The 18,782-nt window shown below is 52.1% G+C and carries 12 protein-coding genes; 2 read left to right on the plus strand and 10 right to left on the minus strand.

Annotation, left to right across the window (positions count from 1 at the left end; all coding sequences use genetic code 11):
• The 7 genes from AB1656_02070 to thpR form a co-directional block, all read right to left on the minus strand.
• A partial coding sequence (locus tag AB1656_02070; GenBank protein ID MEW6234150.1) for an NPCBM/NEW2 domain-containing protein occupies positions 1 to 1,997 on the minus strand: 1,997 nt, incomplete at its 3' end.
• A gap of 434 nt (positions 1,998 to 2,431) precedes the next feature.
• Entirely contained in the window at positions 2,432 to 3,055 is a 624-nt protein-coding gene (locus tag AB1656_02075) for a cyclase family protein (GenBank protein ID MEW6234151.1), read from the minus strand.
• A gap of 11 nt (positions 3,056 to 3,066) precedes the next feature.
• The gene (locus AB1656_02080) at positions 3,067 to 4,509 is read right to left on the minus strand and encodes a S41 family peptidase (GenBank protein ID MEW6234152.1); all 1,443 of its coding nucleotides are present in this window, start codon (positions 4,507 to 4,509) and stop codon (positions 3,067 to 3,069) included.
• 277 nt (positions 4,510 to 4,786) lie between these two features.
• Positions 4,787 to 7,249: an O-antigen ligase family protein gene (locus tag AB1656_02085; GenBank protein MEW6234153.1), complete on the minus strand. Its 2,463-nt coding sequence runs from the start codon at positions 7,247 to 7,249 to the stop codon at positions 4,787 to 4,789.
• The gene (locus AB1656_02090) at positions 7,250 to 8,911 is read right to left on the minus strand and encodes an ATP-binding protein (GenBank protein MEW6234154.1); all 1,662 of its coding nucleotides are present in this window, start codon (positions 8,909 to 8,911) and stop codon (positions 7,250 to 7,252) included.
• 63 nt (positions 8,912 to 8,974) lie between these two features.
• Entirely contained in the window at positions 8,975 to 9,586 is a 612-nt protein-coding gene (locus tag AB1656_02095) for a DUF4159 domain-containing protein (GenBank protein MEW6234155.1), read from the minus strand.
• 185 nt (positions 9,587 to 9,771) lie between these two features.
• On the minus strand, positions 9,772 to 10,335 hold the full coding sequence (thpR, locus tag AB1656_02100) for an RNA 2',3'-cyclic phosphodiesterase (GenBank protein MEW6234156.1): 564 nt from the start codon (positions 10,333 to 10,335) through the stop codon (positions 9,772 to 9,774).
• A gap of 162 nt (positions 10,336 to 10,497) precedes the next feature.
• Between thpR and AB1656_02105 the strand changes: the two genes are divergently transcribed.
• Both AB1656_02105 and AB1656_02110 read left to right on the plus strand, forming a co-directional pair.
• On the plus strand, positions 10,498 to 12,417 hold the full coding sequence (locus tag AB1656_02105) for a glycosyltransferase family 39 protein (protein MEW6234157.1): 1,920 nt from the start codon (positions 10,498 to 10,500) through the stop codon (positions 12,415 to 12,417).
• A gap of 5 nt (positions 12,418 to 12,422) precedes the next feature.
• Positions 12,423 to 13,067: a methyltransferase domain-containing protein gene (locus tag AB1656_02110; GenBank protein MEW6234158.1), complete on the plus strand. Its 645-nt coding sequence runs from the start codon at positions 12,423 to 12,425 to the stop codon at positions 13,065 to 13,067.
• Here the strand turns inward: AB1656_02110 and AB1656_02115 are convergent.
• From AB1656_02115 to AB1656_02125, 3 genes are all read right to left on the minus strand, one after another.
• Complete coding sequence (locus AB1656_02115) at positions 13,060 to 15,084, minus strand: HD domain-containing phosphohydrolase (protein MEW6234159.1); 2,025 nt, start codon at positions 15,082 to 15,084, stop codon at positions 13,060 to 13,062. The two genes, AB1656_02110 and AB1656_02115, sit on opposite strands and share 8 nt — an antisense overlap.
• Entirely contained in the window at positions 15,077 to 17,731 is a 2,655-nt protein-coding gene (gene glnD / locus AB1656_02120; GenBank protein ID MEW6234160.1) for a [protein-PII] uridylyltransferase, read from the minus strand. The genes AB1656_02115 and glnD overlap by 8 nt, the downstream gene beginning before the upstream one ends.
• Positions 17,732 to 18,086: 355 nt before the next feature.
• Positions 18,087 to 18,662 carry a cytochrome c family protein gene (locus AB1656_02125; GenBank protein MEW6234161.1) on the minus strand — a complete coding sequence of 192 codons (576 nt, stop codon included), beginning with the start codon at positions 18,660 to 18,662 and terminating at the stop codon, positions 18,087 to 18,089.
• Positions 18,663 to 18,782: the final 120 nt, after the last annotated feature.

Here is an 18,782-nt window from a genome sequence, read left to right on the forward strand (position 1 = left end):
TCGCAGCCGATGAGCAGCGGGGCGGACAACAGGCACCAAAGGCTGATATGCGTATATTGTTCGTCCGGCGTCAAACTCGTAGGATGAAGATTGGGACCCCAGCCGACCAAACCCACTACCAGCATATCGGGATCGTTCCAATGCCCCGGCCCCGCGAAGGGCGCCCAGCGCGACTGCGCAAAGCCGATCCCCGACATGCTCTGCCACGTATCGCGAATATCGCCCGTCGTGCGCCAGCAGTTCGACAGGCGCACCCACTCGCCCGCCTGGTCGAAAGGCGCGCTGTTGGAAAGGCTATAGACGACGTCCCGCCCCGATTCTTTCAGCGCGTTGGCCATCTCTTCCACATGCGGAACGTCGTTGGGACTCCAATCGTATTTCAGATAATCGAAACCCCAATCCGCCCATTGCTGCGCGTCATTTTTGGCGAACGGAAATTTTCCATGCCTTGAATCTCTCCCAAACATGCCAGGACCGCCTTGTCCAGGAGCGCCCGGAGGAGAACCGCCAGGCCCCATGCCTTCAGGAGCAGGTCCGCCTAGCCCAGGACCGCCGGGTGGAGGACCGCCGGGGCCAGCGCCATCAGGAGCCGCTCCGCCTTGAGGAGGGCCGCCGGGAGCCGCACCTTGAGGGCTAGCGCCGCCAGGACCGCCCATTGGAGGACCGCCGGGACCACCGCCAGGGCCGCCGCGCCGTTGCGGATAATCTTCGAGTTCCCATTCGCCCTTCTCGTTATTGCTGGAACCGCCCATATACCCGGCGTAAGAGACCGTCCAAGGCGTTGAATAAATTCCGATCTTGAGCCCCAAGCCGTGAACGTAATCGCACAGTTCTTTCATATCGGGGAATTTTTCGTTTCCCTGAATGGCGTTGAACTTGCCGCCGCGCTCCCGCCCTTGCCAAGCGTCGTCGATGTTGATATACGTCCAGCCATGGTCAATGAGTCCGCTCTCTTTCATCGCCTTGGCCGCCGCTTTCACTTTTTCCGCATCCACCGCTGCCGCCCAGCAATTCCAACTATTCCACCCTAACGGCGGCGTAAGCGCAATCGCGTCGCCGATGACGATGCGAAACTCGCGTTCGTCCTTTCCCGATTTGTTTTCCGCTTTCAATGTTACTTTGAATGTTCCCGCTTTGGTAACTTTTCCCGTAATCCGCCCGGTTTCAGCATCGAGAGTCAATCCATCGGGAAGCTTCGCGGTGGAAAACTTCATCGGACGTTCGCCCGTTGCGGTTATCGTATAGAGAAACGGCGATCCCGGACGCGCGCCAAAGACTTTCGCCCCGTTGATCCGAGGCGTTTTGCCCGGCTTCGGCGTTAGTATATAGGGTTCCTTCTTCTCCGCTTCCGCCGGAGCGGGCGGCTGTCCGTCGATATCGAATTTCGCGTTCGCCCAGGCGGCGAAACCGAAACGGCGGAACGGCCTGTCTTCCTCGGAAGATGACTCCACAACCAACGCCAGCTGTTTTTTTCCCGTTAAATCGACGTCAGCCTCTTTGCTGGCCTCGCCTTCCAAAACTCCGCTGTTCCAAACGCATTGCGCATCGGCGTAGATCATGAATTCCAAACTCGGCGCCGGAAAATTCGGTCGCGGCCTCTGCGCTTGTGTTTGATCGGGACCGGCCGGAGGCTGCCCGCCCGGTTGTTGTCCGCCCGGACGCCGAAAACCCGGCCCGAAATTCGGCATCCCGCTGAAGACGCCCACTGTCGCCTTGAAATTCTTTACTTTACCATCCAACTGAAAAAGCATAACGTTGGGCGAGCGAACCGCGATTCCATGTTCGTATTTCGTTTCGCCGATGGTAAATGGATTTTCCGATTCCGGCGCCTTGATAATCGACGGCATTCGGCGTCCAGGAAATCCCATACCTTGGTCATCGCCGGAAAACAACGAAAGATCGATGCTTTCCAGCCAAACGCTTTGCGTTTCGGCATGAACCAGGACGGGAACGGAAAAAATGAGCAGCCCCATAACCAACAACAGATGCCATTTCACTACGCAGCCCCTTTATTGAAGTGGTTTGGGATGGAATGACCGGAAACGGCCATTTCACAGGAATAAATCGATTCTCTAAAAACGACGGCGTGTTGTCAACGAGACTGCATAGTAAATATCGCCAGAATAATAATTATAATGGACGAAAGAGGGGCGTTGGTTACGAATAGGATTTATGATTTTTTGTCCTGCTAATCCGGCAAATCCTGACCATCTGGATTCAGACAGAAAGAGGAGAGTGAAGGGCTAATCGAAAAGCATCATGCGCTATCCGTGATTAGAAAATTTCGTGGAATTCGAGCCTTTTCGAGATTTCGTGATTCAAAAACGTAATAAAAATGCAGCCTCAGCGCTTTGCTTGAAAGGTTCTTCTCCTTTTCAAGAGAACACTTAATCCAAAGGCAAGAGTATATTAGCTGCGCAACATGAATTATTTAATCCAAGCTTCGCAAAACCGCGCGGCAGGGGCCGCCGTCGGCGCCGGCGATTTTCAAAGGCAGGACGATCAGTTCATACCATCCGGGAACGACGTCCCGCAAATCCAGCCCTTCGACGAGAATAACGCCCTTACCGCAGAGTTCATGATGTACGGGAAATCCGGAGTTGTTGTAGGCTTCGATGGAAAAATAATCGATGCCGATCAGTCGCACGCCTGCGCCGGTCAGGATTTTCGCCGCTTCCAGACTCATGGAAGCGTAATCGCAATGGAATTGGCTATCGGCGATGAAGGAGGAATTGGGCGTTTTGAAAATCAGCCGCTCTACGCCGTCAAGTGAGGGAAGATGCGGCGGCAAAATCAAATCCCTGCAATCGACCTCATGAACCAGGACGGGACCGATTAAAACGTCTAGGGGAATCTCATCCACCGCGGCGCCGTTTTCTACAATATGATAGGGCGCGTCGAGATGAGTGGCGAAATGCGAATTCATCGTCAACAGAGAAACGTTGCATTTGTCTCCCTGGCTTATGGATTGAGAAAACTTGCGAGAAAACGGAATGTCGCCCGGCCAGGGCGGCAGTTCTGATCGCAGGGAAAGAGAGATATCCCAGAGCGCCATCGTCCCGCCGCTTAATCCGCATCCTTGGCGGCGATTTCCCCGCGAAGATATTGATAGGCGGCTTTCAACTGGGGATCGATTTCCAGCATCCGTTCCAACCGGCTGATATGGGTGTAATCCTTCTCCTCTAACTTTTCTCCTTCTTCTCTCGTGAGAGGATCGACCTCGATATCTGGTTGAATGCCTTTCCCGTGGATGCACTCGCCGGAGGGCGTGTAATACTTGGCCACAGTCAAGCGCAGCCCGGCGTCCCCGTCCAGGTTGAACACTTCCTGCACCGAGCCTTTTCCGAAACTCTTTTTCCCGGCGATCTTGGCGCGTTGATTGTCTTTCAATGCTCCGGTAACGACTTCAGAGGCGCTGGCGGAAAATTCGTTGATCAATACCGCCATGGGAATTTGATTGAATCCGTCATCGGGAGTAGGCGCGGCGTAAAAATGACGCGGCGTCGATTTTCGGCCCGAAGTATAAGTAATCAAATCGCCTTCTTTGAGGAAAATATTGGCGACCTTCACCGCTTGATCCAGATATCCGCCCGGATTGAAGCGCAAATCGAAAATCAATTTCTTCATGCCTTCCGTTTTGAGATATCGCAAAGTCTCCAGCAGTTCTTTTTCGGAGTTGGCGTAAAAACTCATTAAGCGAACTCGGCCCACTTCGCCGTCCAACATCTCCTTTGTAATATGCAATTCGGGATTGATGGGTTCGCGCGTCAGCGTAATATCGATAGTTTCGGGCGAGTTGGGTTTTTTCATCGTCAACGTAACTTCTGTTCCTTTCTCTCCCGTGATCTTGGCGACGGCTTTCTCCAATTTATCCTTATAGCTTCCCTCCCAATCCTTTAATATTTCGCCATTGACTTTGACGATGATGTCGCCCGCCTTGATGCCGCTGCGCTCCGCTGGAGTTCCCGGCAGCGGCGCCACGACCAGAACGCCTAAATCTCCTTCCGTATCCCATTCCACGCTGATTCCGACGCCAAAGAATTGCTTTGCTTCATCTGGTTCGCCGGATAGAACGCGCTGCAATTCTTCATGCTGCTTCGGCGGCAAAAACTGGCTAAACGGGTCTTTCAGTCCGATTACTAAGCCATTGGCGGCGAAGTTCCATAAATCCAAAACCGTCGGCGTGGCATCGTCAGGTCTTTTTTTGATGGCCAGCTCGATGCTTTTTTCGATCTGACTCGCGTAAAAATTGCGTATTTCCTTGCTGGTGGCGGAAATATCGTAGGTCGCCGCCATAATCTCGCTCGTTACCGGCATGACGTGCGCCAAGCAAATCCAAGCCGTCTTAAAAACATCGGCGAAGTCGACGCTCTCTTCGAAACGGTCGTTAATGTATTTGCTTACCTGGTAAAAATTGCGCTGGCCTAACCCATTCTCGTATCCCGTCCCGGCATAGGAGAAGGCCGCAACCAATAAGAGTAGAAATGGCGTATATAGAAAGCGCTTCATAAACTCGACTCCGATAAGAAATGTCAGCCTTTTTAAATTAATCCGGCTGAAAGGAATTCTCTCTATATATGATAGCGTAAATTTTAGGTCTTGCGATAACGTATGTTTCTTAAGTATTGTAACCTCAAATTACGATTGCGTAGAGTGCTCGTTATGATCTCGCAAATCCAAATTCTGTGATTCCTAAATATCTTACAAAAAATCCCGAACTTCGCTTTTTTTCAGTAATCTTACCGTAAAATAACCAATTCTCTTCCATTCATGAAATGGCTCCCATTCACCTGATGCATGCCGGAATGGCGATCAAACTCATCACCGCCGGGTAGCATGAACTCAATTGCTCCTCCGTCGCTCCTAGCCGCCTCGCCATCGCCCAGCAGCCCGCGCTCTCCCACGGTTGACCCGCATGCCAGGAGACCAGTCCGGAATAAAACCACGCTTCGACGTTCGATTGCAGCGTCACTTTATGCCTCATCTCCGCCATCAGATCGTAGGCTTCCTTGACGCGGCGTTGCTGCAACAACAGCCAAACCGTCTTAGTCAAATCCTGCATGGCGAGTTCGGGCGCTTGATGCTCTCCCGCACCCGCCAAGACGCGCGCCGCCATATCGAGACGGTCGATCGAACGGTAAAAATTCATCGCCGCCAAGAAAATCGTTGGATTGGCGGGCTTAACGATCAACGCAAGGTCGAACAACATGCCCGCCGTGATATTGTCGCCATCTCCGCTCGCCGCATAAGCGCCTTTCAAGAGGCCTTCTTCCACGAATCCGGGAAAGCGCAATTCCGTTTCCGCCGCGAATTCGTAACTTTCCTTCGGCTTGCCGCCCTTGCCCAATAGCACGGCGATCTGCACCCAGCCTTCGTAAAACAGCGGATAAATGGCGACGGATTTACGGAAATTTTGCAAGGATTTTTCCCAGTCTTCCGGACGTTGTTGATGCTCCCACAACATGCGGTAAGCGCGTCCCAAATAGGCGTATTGATCGTAGAATGAATAATTGCGCTTGGAATTGTCGAGCTGTTCGATGGCTGCGCGCAAAAGATTGTCGTCTCCCTTGCTCATGCCGTGGAAATAGGACGATTTGCCCAATTCGTACAGCGCTTCTCCATCGTCAGATAGGTAAGCGATCGAATCTTTCAGCGATATATGCGCCTGGTCATAGAAATATTGCCGCTGGCTGGGATCGAGCTCCGCCTTATGTTTGTAGGTCGTATTCAATTGGCGCATCATATCCCCGACGATGTATCGATGAATGGGATGGAAAAGAAAACTGAAAACAATCAAGCCTCCCGCCAAGGCGAATCCCTTAACGCCCATCCACGATGAGGACATCCAAGACGCGCGCCATTCCCATTCCCGCCCGCCAGCGTAATAAGCGAAATAACCGAGATTCGCCAAAAACAAGCAGCTGGCCGCCGCTTCGTGAAACGGAAATCCAAACAAGGCCCGCATCAACGTTCCTACCGTGGCGGCCGCGGCGATTAATCCCCCAAACGGCGGCGACGGCGATCGCAGCAATTTGACGATATTCCATCCATGCAGCGCCAAGAGCCAGAGAATCAACGCGAGGCCTGGCAGTCCCAATTCCGCCCATCCCTGCAAATATTCGTTATGGGCTTGCTGGGAATAAGCCCCATCCTTCGGCAATCCGAGGCGGGTGTACGGATATTTCTCGAACCAGCTCTCCTGATAGGAAGGATAAAGATATGGCCAGGAAGAAAATCCCACGCCCTCCAGCGCATGCTCGCGCGCCATCAGCAGCGATATCCACCATACGCGGGGATAGGTGCCGGACAACAAATCGTCCTTCGATTGCCGGAAACGATACATTACATTCTCGATGCCCTTTTGCCCGATCGGCGCTTGCGACAATACGACTAAAAGAATCAATAAGACTCCCAAAGCCCCGCCCCCGGCGCCTAGCCATTTCTTTGGAGACATCGCCTTCCAAAAATCGTTCCTTCGCGCAAACCGTCCCTGATATAAACGCAAAAATCCCAAACCCACGATCGCAAGTCCCGGCGGCATCATCAAGACTACGCCCCGGCTGCCCCCTAAAAAAACAATGGTTAGCGCCAGAGCGATATAAACGCCGAAAAAAGCGGACCATCTCCAGCGCCTATTCCTCCGCCACAATAAAATGGCGTATAAAACCGAAATCCAAAGATACGCCGAGCTGGGATTGTTATGTCCTAAAAAAGAGCCAAGGCGCTGCCGCTCGTAACTGCCCGGCGTAAGGGTCAAAGCAGGAAACCACTTCCATGAAAAAGCGGGTTTTTCCGTAAACAATTGCCGCAGGCACCCCGCCAAGATAAACGCTCCCGCCATGAACGCCGCCCAGGCGAATAAGCGCCGGAACTTGCGGTCGCGAAAACACGCCGTCCATAACGGGAAAGAGGAAAGAATCGCAGCGAATATGAAAAAGTTGAGCCGCGCGCCGGGATTGGGCGCCGTGAAGCTTCGGATGCCCGACCACAGCAATAGTCCCAAAGCGGGAAGATAATACGGATGCCAAACCAAAACCAACCGCTCAGCGCATAGACTATGCAACAAGTAAAACAACCACGCCGATAACGCCAGGTATTGCCCTAAAAGCAATTTGTTAATCAAGGGATTGGTGTAATAAGCGTTAAAATACGTTGCCGTGGAGATCAATTGAAAACACAGCGTTATATAGACGGCATATAAAAAAAGCCGGGCGAGCGGCGAAGAAGCCTCTTCATTTCGGCGTTGCATTTATTCCTCTCCCATTTCGTGCAGCGGCAAACTCACTGTAAACGTTGTTCCCGCGCCGAGCGTACTGGCCACATCGATCCTCCCATTCATAGAGGTTACGATTTGATGAACGATAGAAAGCCCCAAACCCGTGCCTTCCGCCCGCTTAGTGAAAAACGGATCGAAGATTTTTTCCAATTCGTCCTTAGCGATGCCGCTTCCCTCGTCGGTTACGTCCACGATCGCTTCCTTGCCCCGGCGGCGCATATGAACGCGCAGTTTCGCCCCAGGCGGCGATTTTTCCATGCTCTGCAGCGCATTCAATAGCAGATTGACGAATACGGCCAACATCTGCCCCTCGTTGGCGTAAATATACGCCGGTTCCGGCGGCAAGGTACTTTCTACGATTTTTTTGCCCGCTTGATACTTCACCAAGGAAATCGAGCGTTCGAGAATTTCCCGCAAATCGCGAACCGCCGGCGCATCCCGCTTGGGCGACGCCAACGATAATAACCGGTCTATTAAATTCTGACACTTCTTGGCTTCTTCATCAATGAGATCGATTTCCTTGCGATAGGGATCGTCTATAGCGCATTTCTGACGCAGGTAATCCGCGCATGAACGTATCACCCCCAACGGATTGCCGATTTCATGCGCCAATCCGGCGGCGATCTGGCCTGCGATGCTCAAACGATCGGACCGAAGAATCGCCCCTCTTTGCGGAACGTTGGGATTCTGCTCCTGGGCCAGCGCTATGCAATACCGCATTCCCTTATGCGAAAAAAACGTCGGATAGATTTTAATTGGATGGGGAAAGTCGTCATCGGGAATCGTGATCGTCTCCTCCATTTTCGTTTCCGCATGAAACCGCAAAAGCAGCGCGTTGCGGATCGATTGCGCGCATTCCGGCCAATCTCGATCTCCCGGTTTCGGCAGCGATAAGAGTTTTCTCGCCTCCTTCGAGGCCGCCCGCAATTCGCCCTGCTCGTTCACTAAAAAAAACTCCGCCGGAAAGCGCTGCGCAATCTCCCTCCATAGCGCGTTGGCTTCCGACAACCTCTCGGCGTTGGAATTCATGTCGTCAATCCACCCCCGCGCCATCCGGATCGCCACCCACATGAACAGCAATCCCGATAGACTAAGCAGATAATCGGCGGGATTGTATCGCATATAATTTATGGAATCGACGGAATCGTAGGATAGTAAAAGCCCATAAATAGAGATTAGCAGTACGGTGGCCGCCGCGCCATCCACAATCCAATTGGCGAATTTTTTCGCCCTCGGAGTCAACAACGCTAGCGATAAAGGCGGCAGAAACAGAAACCACAATTGATTTCCCGCGTCGGGTATGACGATCAGGAAAAAAACATAAAACATATCCACCGCATAGGAAACAAGACTTATCAGCGTCGTCCCTATCGGCGGGCTTTTTCGTTCCTCTTTTTCCTCAAGGCGGCGGTGAGCGAACCAAAGAAGAACGATCAACACAAGCGAAACGGAAGTATAAACGATCGTGGGAAGCGTAACGCTAAGATTGTAAATTCTCGCACGATACACGGAAGCGGATAAAATCCACTCATAAGCGACGGAAGTGGGTATCAAAAACCATTTATTCACCAAAAGAAAGCGGAAAATCAGCCGTTCCCGTTCTTCTGCGGAGGCGTATTCGACCGGCGATTCCATTCTTTCCTCCCTCTCGCTGGACTCTGTTTAAGATGGCGTTAAGCGAAACGCTGTCCGCCCAACTCAACTGGATAGAACCATTAGAACAATATTGATGCCCATCCGCATAGCTTGTTCGCGGATTTCCGGCGAATCGCCGGGATGAACGCCTTCGCTCTCCATACCGTCGCCGATGTCCGTATTGAACGTGTAGAGAACGGCCAGCCGCCCATCCAAGTAAATCCCATAAAGATGAGGCGGCCCCCCGGCGTGTTCGTGGATTTTCGGCAGCCCATTATCGAAGCGGTAATAGATGGAATAGACGGGATGATCGTTGGGCAATTCGGCTAAGGGACGATCAGGCAGGACTTTGGCGATCTCTTTGCGGAACGATGCGTCCATTCCATAATTGTCGTCCGCCCAAAGAAATCCGCCGCGCTGCAAATAGTCCCGCAGCCGTTGCGCCTCGGCGTCGGAAAATTTCACCGTGCCATGCCCGTTCATATAAAGAAGCGGATACGAAAAAAGTTCGGGATCCAGGGGAGCGACTACGGCTTCTTCCGGCGCCGTCTGATTGTTGTCCGCCGTGTGAAGATGAAGCCTCCTCTTCAATTCCAACAGCAGATTAGGCAACGAGGTGGGATTGCTGTACCAATCGCCTCCACCCGTATATTTCAAGCGGGCGATCGTCAACATATCCTCCGTCCTGGCAATACAAAACAAAGGAACAATCCCAAAGAGAAGACACAATAACACGCGCCGTTTATTGCCGATTATCATAATTTCTTCGTTATCTTTCATTATTTTGCCAGTAGGGCGGATCGAGCGAAGAGAGCCCCGCATTATTTGTCATCATTCATCATTCATCACTCATCATTTATTTAATCTTCCTTCTCCCCCAGTGGGAAGCGCCCGCGCGGCGTATAGATCGCCCCTTGGGGATCGAGTACGCTCTCCATCAAATAAAACGCGTCGGCTTCCATAACGCCCAAAGAAACGTTTTCATATTTCCGGTAATCGATGCGTGAAGGACGGCCGGTATTCTTCCCGCGCCCGATTGTCAGATGGGGAGAAAATGGCTTTTTATCGAAAGAGATTTTCGCTTCCTCTAATGCGGCGCGGATGGCGTTCTCCAAAGATGCTATTATTTCTGATCCCTTCCTAATGCCTACCCATAACACCGATAAAGGGCCTTGTTTGGGAAATTGCCCGGCGCCGCCCATCTCGAAGGAAAAAGGCCGGAACGAATGGGCGATGGGAAGCAGACTGCGCTCGATGATTTCAACCTGGCTTTCCGCCATTTCGCCCAAAAATTTCAAAGTAAGATGGCAATTCTGGGGCCGGATCCAGCGGACGCCCGGCGCCTCCGGATCCAATTGTTTTTGAAAACGCCCTATGGCTTCATGAAGACTGTCCGTCAAGTTAATAGAAATAAACGCTCTCATGGCTCCGTTCCTCGATCAATCGTTTTCTCTTCCCCTTTTTAATGCGGGATTCCTTGACCTTGTTCATGGTCTCTTTAATATGCAAGACAGTAAAGGTTCGTTCATTCGCCGAGACGGCGCCGCGTCTCGCGCGCTTGACATCCTCATTTAGGAAATGGAACCATGTTTTTTATTTTATGGACGATGACATTTCTTCTTGGCTGCGTGGCGCAGTCGTTCATCCTCGCCCAATATTTCGTTCCCGGCCTCCTGCTCTACGGCTTCGCGGGAACACTTTCCTATTTGCTGCTCTCCTTTCCTCGCGGAGAGACAAGTTCCATCGGGGAAGAAAACGGCTCCAACGATAAAATCGCCAAAGACCTCGATGGCTTGGCTTTCGTTCTCGGATTGATCTCCTTGTTCGTCTGCCTATGGCTTGTCCATTCGGGTTCCAAAACGACTTTCCCGCCCTCGCCGCGCCTCGGTTACGCACTTCACTTTTGGCTGGGTTTCCTCGTCTTGACTCTCTTTTCCGTCCGGCGCCCGCTTATGGCGGGATTTCGTCTCGAAACGAAACAATCTCTCCTTCCCCTCGCAGGTTTGCTGCTCTTTTCTCTCTGTCTCGGCGTCTATCGTCTAACCAGCGTCCCCTACACTATCCACGGCGACGAAGGCATGGTGGGCCTTTATGCCCGCACCATCGTTGCCGGGAATATCGAAACGTTATTCTCCACGTCCTGGTACGCGATTCCGCAGTTCTTCTTTTTCCCTCCCGCCTGCGGCCTCTATCTCTTTGGAGACAGCCTTTTCGGATTGCGCATGAGCGCCGTCATTATTGGAACACTAAGCGTAATCCCTTTCTATCTTCTAACTCGTTCCTGGTGGGGCTGGAAACCGGCGTTCTTCGGCGGGTTGCTGTTGATCGGCAACCATTGGTTTTTGCACTTGATGCACAGCGGAGTGAATTACGTTCAGGCTTCCTTCTTCGCCATGCTTCTGCTATGCCTTAACGTCTTCGCCCATCGCCGCCGCTCGCTGGGACTATACGTTTTGTCGGGATTGGTCATAGGTCTTGCGCTTCAATCTTACCAAGCCAATCATATTCTCCCTTTCTTATGGCTGGCCACCCAAATTTGGCTTTTCTTTTTGCGCAAGATCCGCTGGCGCTGGTTTGCCATCTCTACCGCCGCGCCTCTCGTCGTCGCTGCGCTAACCATATCGCCCCTTTGGATTCACGATATCGTCAAAAGCGGCAAAACGGAGATGTTTTCCTCGCGGGCCGAAGGCGTAGCGGCCTGGACGCCTAGCGGACAAAGACATTTGAACGGCGCCTACCGGACGAACGGCGATTCCACGCAGTTATGGAGAGAGCAATTCTCGCGGGCGCTGCTCGCCCCCATCTACTATCCCGACACGAGTATGCAATACGGCGGCAAATCGCCGTTTCTTGACCGCATCGCCTCGGTCTTCTTTATATTCGCTTTTTTTATTATGGCGCGGCGCTTTTACGACGAGCGTTGGAGCCTTCCTTTCGGGTGGATTTTCGGCGTATTGCTCGCGGGCGGCGCATTGACGGTGGATGCGCCCTTTTATCCCCGGCTTGCGGGCTTGAGCGCGATTCTTTTTCTCCCCATCGCCGGATTGTTCGCATCTGTGATGTCCACAGGAAAGCGGGAAGACGAAACCCAACCGGCGGCGATTCTCTTCCTTCTGGTTTCGATTCTCCTTGCCAACGGCCTCAATTGGCATCAGTATTTCCACATCTACGCGCAGGACGTAAATTTGCAGAATATCCATTATCCCCAAACGCGCATGGCCTATTTCATCCTAGAAAAAGGTCCGCAAACGAATTGCTTCGTCTTTTCCGGCGGCAATTGCCAATTCAACAGCGGAACCGTCCGCTTCGCCGCCAAGGGATGCCGGGGGCAAGATATGGAGGCGATTCCTCCCGGCTTCGGACCCGGCACTGTCGCCGTAATTGTCGAAGAGCCGCGCCTTGACCTGCTTCCGGCGATTAAAGAAAAAATGCAGGGCGCCAAGATCGAAGAATTCTTTTCGCCTTTAACCGGCGCTAGATTGTTTACCACCCTATACCGAGAGTGAACGCTATGCCATCCAACTTTCAGACTTTCTACAAAAACGTTCTCGAACATACCAAGACCACCGGCTCCATCGCTCCCAGTTCGCGCCATCTCGCCGCCGCCATCACCCGCTTCGTCGAACGGCAAGACGCTCCCATCCTCATCCTAGAAGTGGGGCCGGGAACCGGTCCCTTCACCGATTTCCTCGTCAAAAAACTGCGCGAAGGCGATCTCCTCGAATTATGCGAAATGAACGGCTCCTTCGTGGAGCATCTCCAACGGCGTTTGGAGGAAGAACCGGATTGGCGCGCCCATAAAGAACAAGTAACGATCCACCATAAACCCGTTCAAGAACTAGAAGAGAAAAATCCCTTCGACTTTATCGTATCCGGCTTGCCCTTCAATAATTTCGAGCCAGACTTGGTGCGCAGCATCCTATCGTCGTATTCGCGCCTATTGAAACCGGAAGGGGTACTGACGTTCTTCGAATACGCGGGGGTGCGCTCCATGAAAAAACTAGTCGCGGGAAATCAGGAAAGAATGCGAGTAAACGCCGTGGAAGCGGTTTTGCGGGAATTTTTAACAAAATACGAAAAAGAACAAATCTTCGTCGCCTTGAATCTTCCCCCTTCCGTAGTTCACGTCTGTCGCATCCGCGAACCGTTCAAATAAAAAAATCATCTTCTTTGACGGGATTGCGAATCGATTGCTCCAGACCGTTGACGACGTCCCGGTCGAAGGCGCGGCCCGCCAAACGGGCGACGATGCGAAGCGCCCGTTCCTGCAAGTCGCGCTCGGAGGCGCTTTCCCGATTCCAACGATGCAGCAGCGCGGCGAAGGTATACGCCGCCGCAATGATCCGCGATCCCAAAGGAATCTGGTTTCCCTTCAATCCATCGGGATACCCCTTGCCGTTCCACGCCTCGTTGACGTGATAAACGATCTGTCCCACATCCTTTGGCAAACCCAAACTCTGGACGAAGCGCAGGCTCAACTGCGGACCTTTCATCCGCTGTTCGTCGAGAGTCATTTCCGTCTGGAAAGCGCGCAGCATTCCCGTATCGTGCAGCAGCGCGGCGTAAGTGATATGGCGCTTCTCCCGCTCGTTGAGATGCAATTCCCGCGCGATGCGATGCGCCCAATGGCAGGTGATCGCCGTTACGCCCGGCCGGGAAGGATCGTGCGTTTCGATCAAGTTGGCCATGCTGCGCAGCGCCTTCACCGTGATGGTCCGTTCGCCCTCATGGATGCGCGCGTTGCGCAGGGCGATGACGGCCTGCTCGGCGAAGGTAACCAATATCTCCCGGTCGCCCGGCGTAAAATCTGAATCCTTGTCCGCGACGGTGATGACGCCCTCGATGTCGTTGTCGAAAAGAGCGGCGGACATGTAGCATTCGGAAGGATAAGCGTCTCCCGAATCCTTCCACGGAGGCTTGGCCCCGCCGTGCGGATGGTAAATGACGGGATTAAAATTCTCAGCCACCCACCCCGGCAAACCTTCGCCCATTCTTAATGGTTTTTGGCCAATTTCGTTTTTTTCCAATCCCAGCGCCACTTCAGGAACGATTTGCTGTTTGGCGATGTTCGCCAGCATAATGGAACATTTCTTGGTTTTGAGCAGCTGCCGCGTCAACTGGCCGATCTTGGGCAGCAATTCTTTGAAGGTTATGCTGGAGGAGGAAATCAAGCGGTGAACCACATGGATGGTGGAGAGCGCCCTCCGGCGTTGGTTCATCCTCTCTTGCGTCAAAGCGTTATCCAACGCCGCCGCGCCGCCCGTCGAAAGCAGGCGGATCAAAAACTGCTTCGTATCCGAAACGCCCTCCGCCCAATCCGTAAATGTAAGAAAAAGGCCGATTAGATAGCGATTGCGAAAAAAGGGAATGGCGAGACAGGCGCTATTTTCTTCCGTTAAAACAACGCCCTCCTGCTCTATCGATCTTTTGAACCACAATCGCAATGGATCGCTCTCCGACAGCGGCTGCAGCAGAGAAGACGATGGAGAGGGCATGTGTTCGATATATTCGTAACGCGTAACGTCCAGATTGCGGCTTTTCAACAACGATTGCGGATAGTTCCGGACGCAGGCGGGATAAAATTCTCCATCTTCATCGACCAGAAGAATCAAGCCGGAGTCCAGACAAAGAGCCGTGAGCAATTCGTCCATAATCCGCTTGAGCAAATCGCCCAGGTCGATCACGGCGATGGTCTCCGACCATATGGTATGCACCAATTCCAGATCGTCGTGATCCTCCAGCGTAACCGCTAGGGATGATAGATAGCCCTCGATGATTTTCAGCAACGAATCCAAAAACGTCCGCCGCGAACTCTCGACATGGCAAACGCCGACGCCTCCCAGATATTGGCCCCGGTATTTGAAAAAGGAAAAACCCTGCAAATACCCGTCGCAACAGGGCCCGCTGCAGCGGCGGCAAGAGGAAACCGATCTTTTTTCGTATTGTTCTTTACACCAAAGGCGTTTTTCGTCCCTCCGCGCTTCGTCGTCCGCCGATACCGGGCAATACGGCCCCCGCCCATCGCCGGGAAAAGGATAACGGACGAAATTCTCGTCCGCGATCCACCAATGCGCTTCCGGCAAGATCGTCGCCAGTCCTTCATGCAAGGCGGAGATATAGGGATTCTGCGCGAAATCGCGAAACGATATCCGGACTATTGGCGATTCAACCATGATTTTCGTCAAGTTCCAGAACGGCGTCGATCGAGGTTTTTAGCTCCGAAAGCGCTTGTTCGTCCTGAATTTTTTCTCCGGCGGCGTCCGCAATGTAAAACACGTCCGTCACCCGGTTTCCTTCCGTTATGATGCGCGCGAAATAAATATTCATTTTCATCTCCGAAAGGATGGAAGTCAAATCCTGCAATAATCCTCTTCGGTCCGCGCAGCGTATCTCTAGAATATTATATTTCGCCGAAATGTCATTGAATATTTTTACTCTCTTTTCGAAACTCGAACGGCCCAATTGGGATTGGCCGGGAGACTTGGGAATCCGGGGCAATTTCCCTTCCAACGTCAAAATTTTATGCAACCGTTCCTGCAAGAGCAATTGCCGGGATTTGTCGATCCGCTTCTCGCCCAAGGTTTCCCGTATGACGATGTTGTTGGCGACGATTCCGTCCGACCGCGTGTTCAGCCGCGCCTCTTCGATCGAAAAATTCTCCAGCATCACCGCCGTGCAAATCCGGTTGAATAAGCCGACTTTATCCTTTGTGACGAGCACAATCTCCAAACAGGATGGATCGATATGGGGATATATGTCGATCACCGCTTTTCCCGCCTCATGCCGCTGCAAGGCTTTCAGATGCTGGCGGATATTGTCGATCGACTGGTTCAACAAATAACTGGGTGGAAGATAATCCAAATGTTCCTGAATCAGGCGGTGATCGTACTCTGGCGTCAACTTCGCGATGATCTTCTCTTTTTGCGTAAGAATATGATCCCCAAGTACTTTTTCATCCGGCGAATCGCTGACGAACAATTCCCGCGCCGCCAGATACAATTGCCATAAGAGGTTATTCTTCCATTCCGTCATAGATTCGGGCGAGACGGAGCGCATATCGACGTAAGTCAAAAGATACATCATATCCAGATCGTCGATGCTCTCGAACGCGTCGGAAAAATCGCCCGCCGTTTGCGAATCCGACAAATCCCGCCGCTGCGCCGTCTGGCTCATCAACAAATGGTGCGCGATGAGAAAAACCAGTTGTTTGCGCTTTCGTTCCGGCAGCCTCATGCGGCGGGCGATATCGTCCGCCAAACGCGCTCCGATGAGAGAATGGTCGCCGTTCCGTCCCTTGCCGATGTCATGGCAGAGAACCGCCAGCCGCAACGCGTCCTTATCCTTGCAATCCCGCCATAATAGAGACCTCTCCGCCGCGTATTTCATTGTATCTTCGAAAAGATGCTCCAAATGATACAAGCATAAGAAGGAATGCTCGTCGACCGTATATCGATGGACGAGATCGTAGCGGACCAGATTGGCGATGCCGCGCCATTCGGGAAAGAGACATTCCCATAGTCCGGTTTTTCTCATCTCCTGGATGGCGTTTTCGACGCTGAAAGGGAGAGAAAAAAACTTTCGCAGCAAGGCGGCGCTGTCTTTATCGTGAAGAAAGGCTTGATCGACCAGTTCAAGGTTGTCGCGAACCGCCGTCGCCGCCTCTTCCGAAAGAATGGTCTTCTGTTCGGCGGCGTGGATGAACGCCGTAATGAGCCGTTGGGGATTATGTTCGAAAAAATGCAGATCCGGCGGGATGTGAATCCGATTGTCGCGCATAAAAAAGCCCTCCGCCAATGGCTTGCGGGCTTTGATGCGGAAATGGGAAAAAAACGGCGCGGGAGAACATTTGTTGATCATATGTTTGGCGAAATTGGAGAGCGTCGTCGCATGTTGAAAATAATCCCGCATCATCTCCTCTTCCGCCAAACGTCCTCGCCGGTCCTGATAGCCCAGGCGCAGCGACGTCTCGTGTTGCAGGGGCATAGCGAGCACGTCCTGCTCCTTCTTCGTCGTGAAATGAAGATCGTTTCGAAGACGCCAAAGAAAAGTAATGGCGTCTCGCACCCGGCTCATTCTCTGATCGTCAATCAGATGGCTCCTCATCAGATGAACCAGATTCATCGTCTGGCATTTGTTGAGCGAGCCGAGCCATAGGCCGAAATGATAATCCCGCAAACCGCCCAGGCTCTCCTTGATGTTGGGCTCGGTTATATTGATCGTCTGGCCGAAACGATTGATCCTCTCCTCCCTTTCCGCGATTTTCCGCCGGATATGCTCCTTGCGTCCCCGGCGCAAGGAATGCCAAAGATCGGTTTTGAACTTCTCGAACAAACGCCAATCCCCGGCCAGAAAGCGGCTCTCCCACATGGCCGTTTGGCTATGCGGGTCCACGGCGGGATCGATGGCTTCGCGGCAGCTGCGGCACGTATGGCCGACTTTAAATCCCATATCGTACAACGTGCGGTAAAATTCTTTGATTAATTCCTGTTCCTTTCCATCCAACGACTTGGAATAAAGAAACAGCAAATCGATGTCCGATTGAGGATGCAACTCTCTCCGCCCATAACCTCCCTGAGCTAAAAGGAGAATATGGCCGGGTAAATCGTCCATATTCAATCGTTTCTGAGCGAGATCGAGAATGAGGCGAATAATAAGTGAATCGGTGGCGTCGGTTATCTCGCGGACGACTTCCCGCGGATTTTCGTCCGTTTCATGCAAATGCCGTATCGCCAGCATATCGTTCTTATAATGGGCGAAAATTCGCGAGATATCGGAATCGAGAGTAGGCGCAGGAGCCATAGCGGGATAGTATACAGCCATTTGATTTTACTTAACTTAATATTGACCAGAAGCGTAGGGGGCGCCGAGCGAAGTCTATTCGTTCTATACCCTGAAAACGCGCTTGCGCTCGTTAATAATGATAATTCTCGATGCTTCGACCACCAAGGCTTCGAATACCAAGATGGTTGCATCGAATGACCACGCATTCCCTATGAATCGAATACATCCTATGAGCCGCCGAATCGGCGGTCAAGGTTATTTACGGCCAAAGATATTGCTCAATAATCCTAAAAACAAGAGACGGCGAAAGGAGAGAACGATTGCCTGCGTTAAAAATCGCTCTCTACTTCCGCCGTCTCCTAGGATTTTCCATTAGACGGTAAGCGCCGTTAACTTATTTTTCTTCGCCCTCTTTTTTGACTTTATGAGCAATGATCTTAACCGCTTGTTCGAAATCGAAACCGACTTTCTTTCCGTCCTTCGTCGTGTATTTATCGTCTTTCCAGTTCGGATTGCCTTCTTTGACATGGCACTTCAAGCAAGTTTTTTCCTCTGGTTCCCATTCATGCTTTACGACGGCGTCTTTTTTGGATTTTATGTGTTTTTCGCCCGGTCCATGGCACATTTCGCATTGAACGTTGGCCATTTTGAGGGAGGTTTCGTCGTTTTCCACGAATTTTGCGAATCCACCCGGTTCGCCGAATGCCGTCGTATGGCATTTCAAGCAAACGGGATTACTGCGCTCGTCGCCTTTCAGCAACGAAAAAGCCTCGGCGTGCTTCGATTTCGACCAATCGTCAAAATAGAGGCCGCTGGATTTTTTGTTGTGGCACATCTTGCATTTGGTTGCGCCGACAAAAGCAATTTTTTCCTTATCTCCGGCTTTTTCCTCCCCTAAAATCGTTAGTGCGGGCAGAATGATAAACGCCAGAAGTCCAAAGAGAAGCGCGAGTTTGATGATACTTTTCATCGATATGGATCCTCCACAGCAAAAAATTTTAGCTATAAATTAGCTATATTCCCATTCAACGATATATTAAAGCCGCGGGAACGCCGAATGACAAGACGGATAAAATCGCCCTATCGGACT

It is taken from the genome of Candidatus Omnitrophota bacterium, assembly GCA_040755155.1.
In the GTDB taxonomy this organism is placed as follows: domain Bacteria; phylum Hinthialibacterota; class Hinthialibacteria; order Hinthialibacterales; family Hinthialibacteraceae; genus JBFMBP01.

Bases quoted from the DNA above. Each gene is read 5' to 3' on its own strand.
- AB1656_02075 (MEW6234151.1), bottom strand. From the start codon at position 3,055: ATGGCGCTCTGGGATATCTCTCTTTCCCTGCGATCAGAACTGCCGCCC.
- AB1656_02080 (MEW6234152.1), bottom strand. From the start codon at position 4,509: ATGAAGCGCTTTCTATATACGCCATTTCTACTCTTATTGGTTGCGGCC.
- AB1656_02085 (MEW6234153.1), bottom strand. From the start codon at position 7,249: ATGCAACGCCGAAATGAAGAGGCTTCTTCGCCGCTCGCCCGGCTTTTT.
- AB1656_02090 (MEW6234154.1), bottom strand. From the start codon at position 8,911: ATGGAATCGCCGGTCGAATACGCCTCCGCAGAAGAACGGGAACGGCTG.
- AB1656_02095 (MEW6234155.1), bottom strand. From the start codon at position 9,586: ATGTTGACGATCGCCCGCTTGAAATATACGGGTGGAGGCGATTGGTAC.
- thpR (MEW6234156.1), bottom strand. From the start codon at position 10,335: ATGAGAGCGTTTATTTCTATTAACTTGACGGACAGTCTTCATGAAGCC.
- AB1656_02105 (MEW6234157.1), top strand. From the start codon at position 10,498: ATGTTTTTTATTTTATGGACGATGACATTTCTTCTTGGCTGCGTGGCG.
- AB1656_02110 (MEW6234158.1), top strand. From the start codon at position 12,423: ATGCCATCCAACTTTCAGACTTTCTACAAAAACGTTCTCGAACATACC.
- AB1656_02115 (MEW6234159.1), bottom strand. From the start codon at position 15,084: ATGGTTGAATCGCCAATAGTCCGGATATCGTTTCGCGATTTCGCGCAG.
- glnD (MEW6234160.1), bottom strand. From the start codon at position 17,731: ATGGCTGTATACTATCCCGCTATGGCTCCTGCGCCTACTCTCGATTCC.
- AB1656_02125 (MEW6234161.1), bottom strand. From the start codon at position 18,662: ATGAAAAGTATCATCAAACTCGCGCTTCTCTTTGGACTTCTGGCGTTT.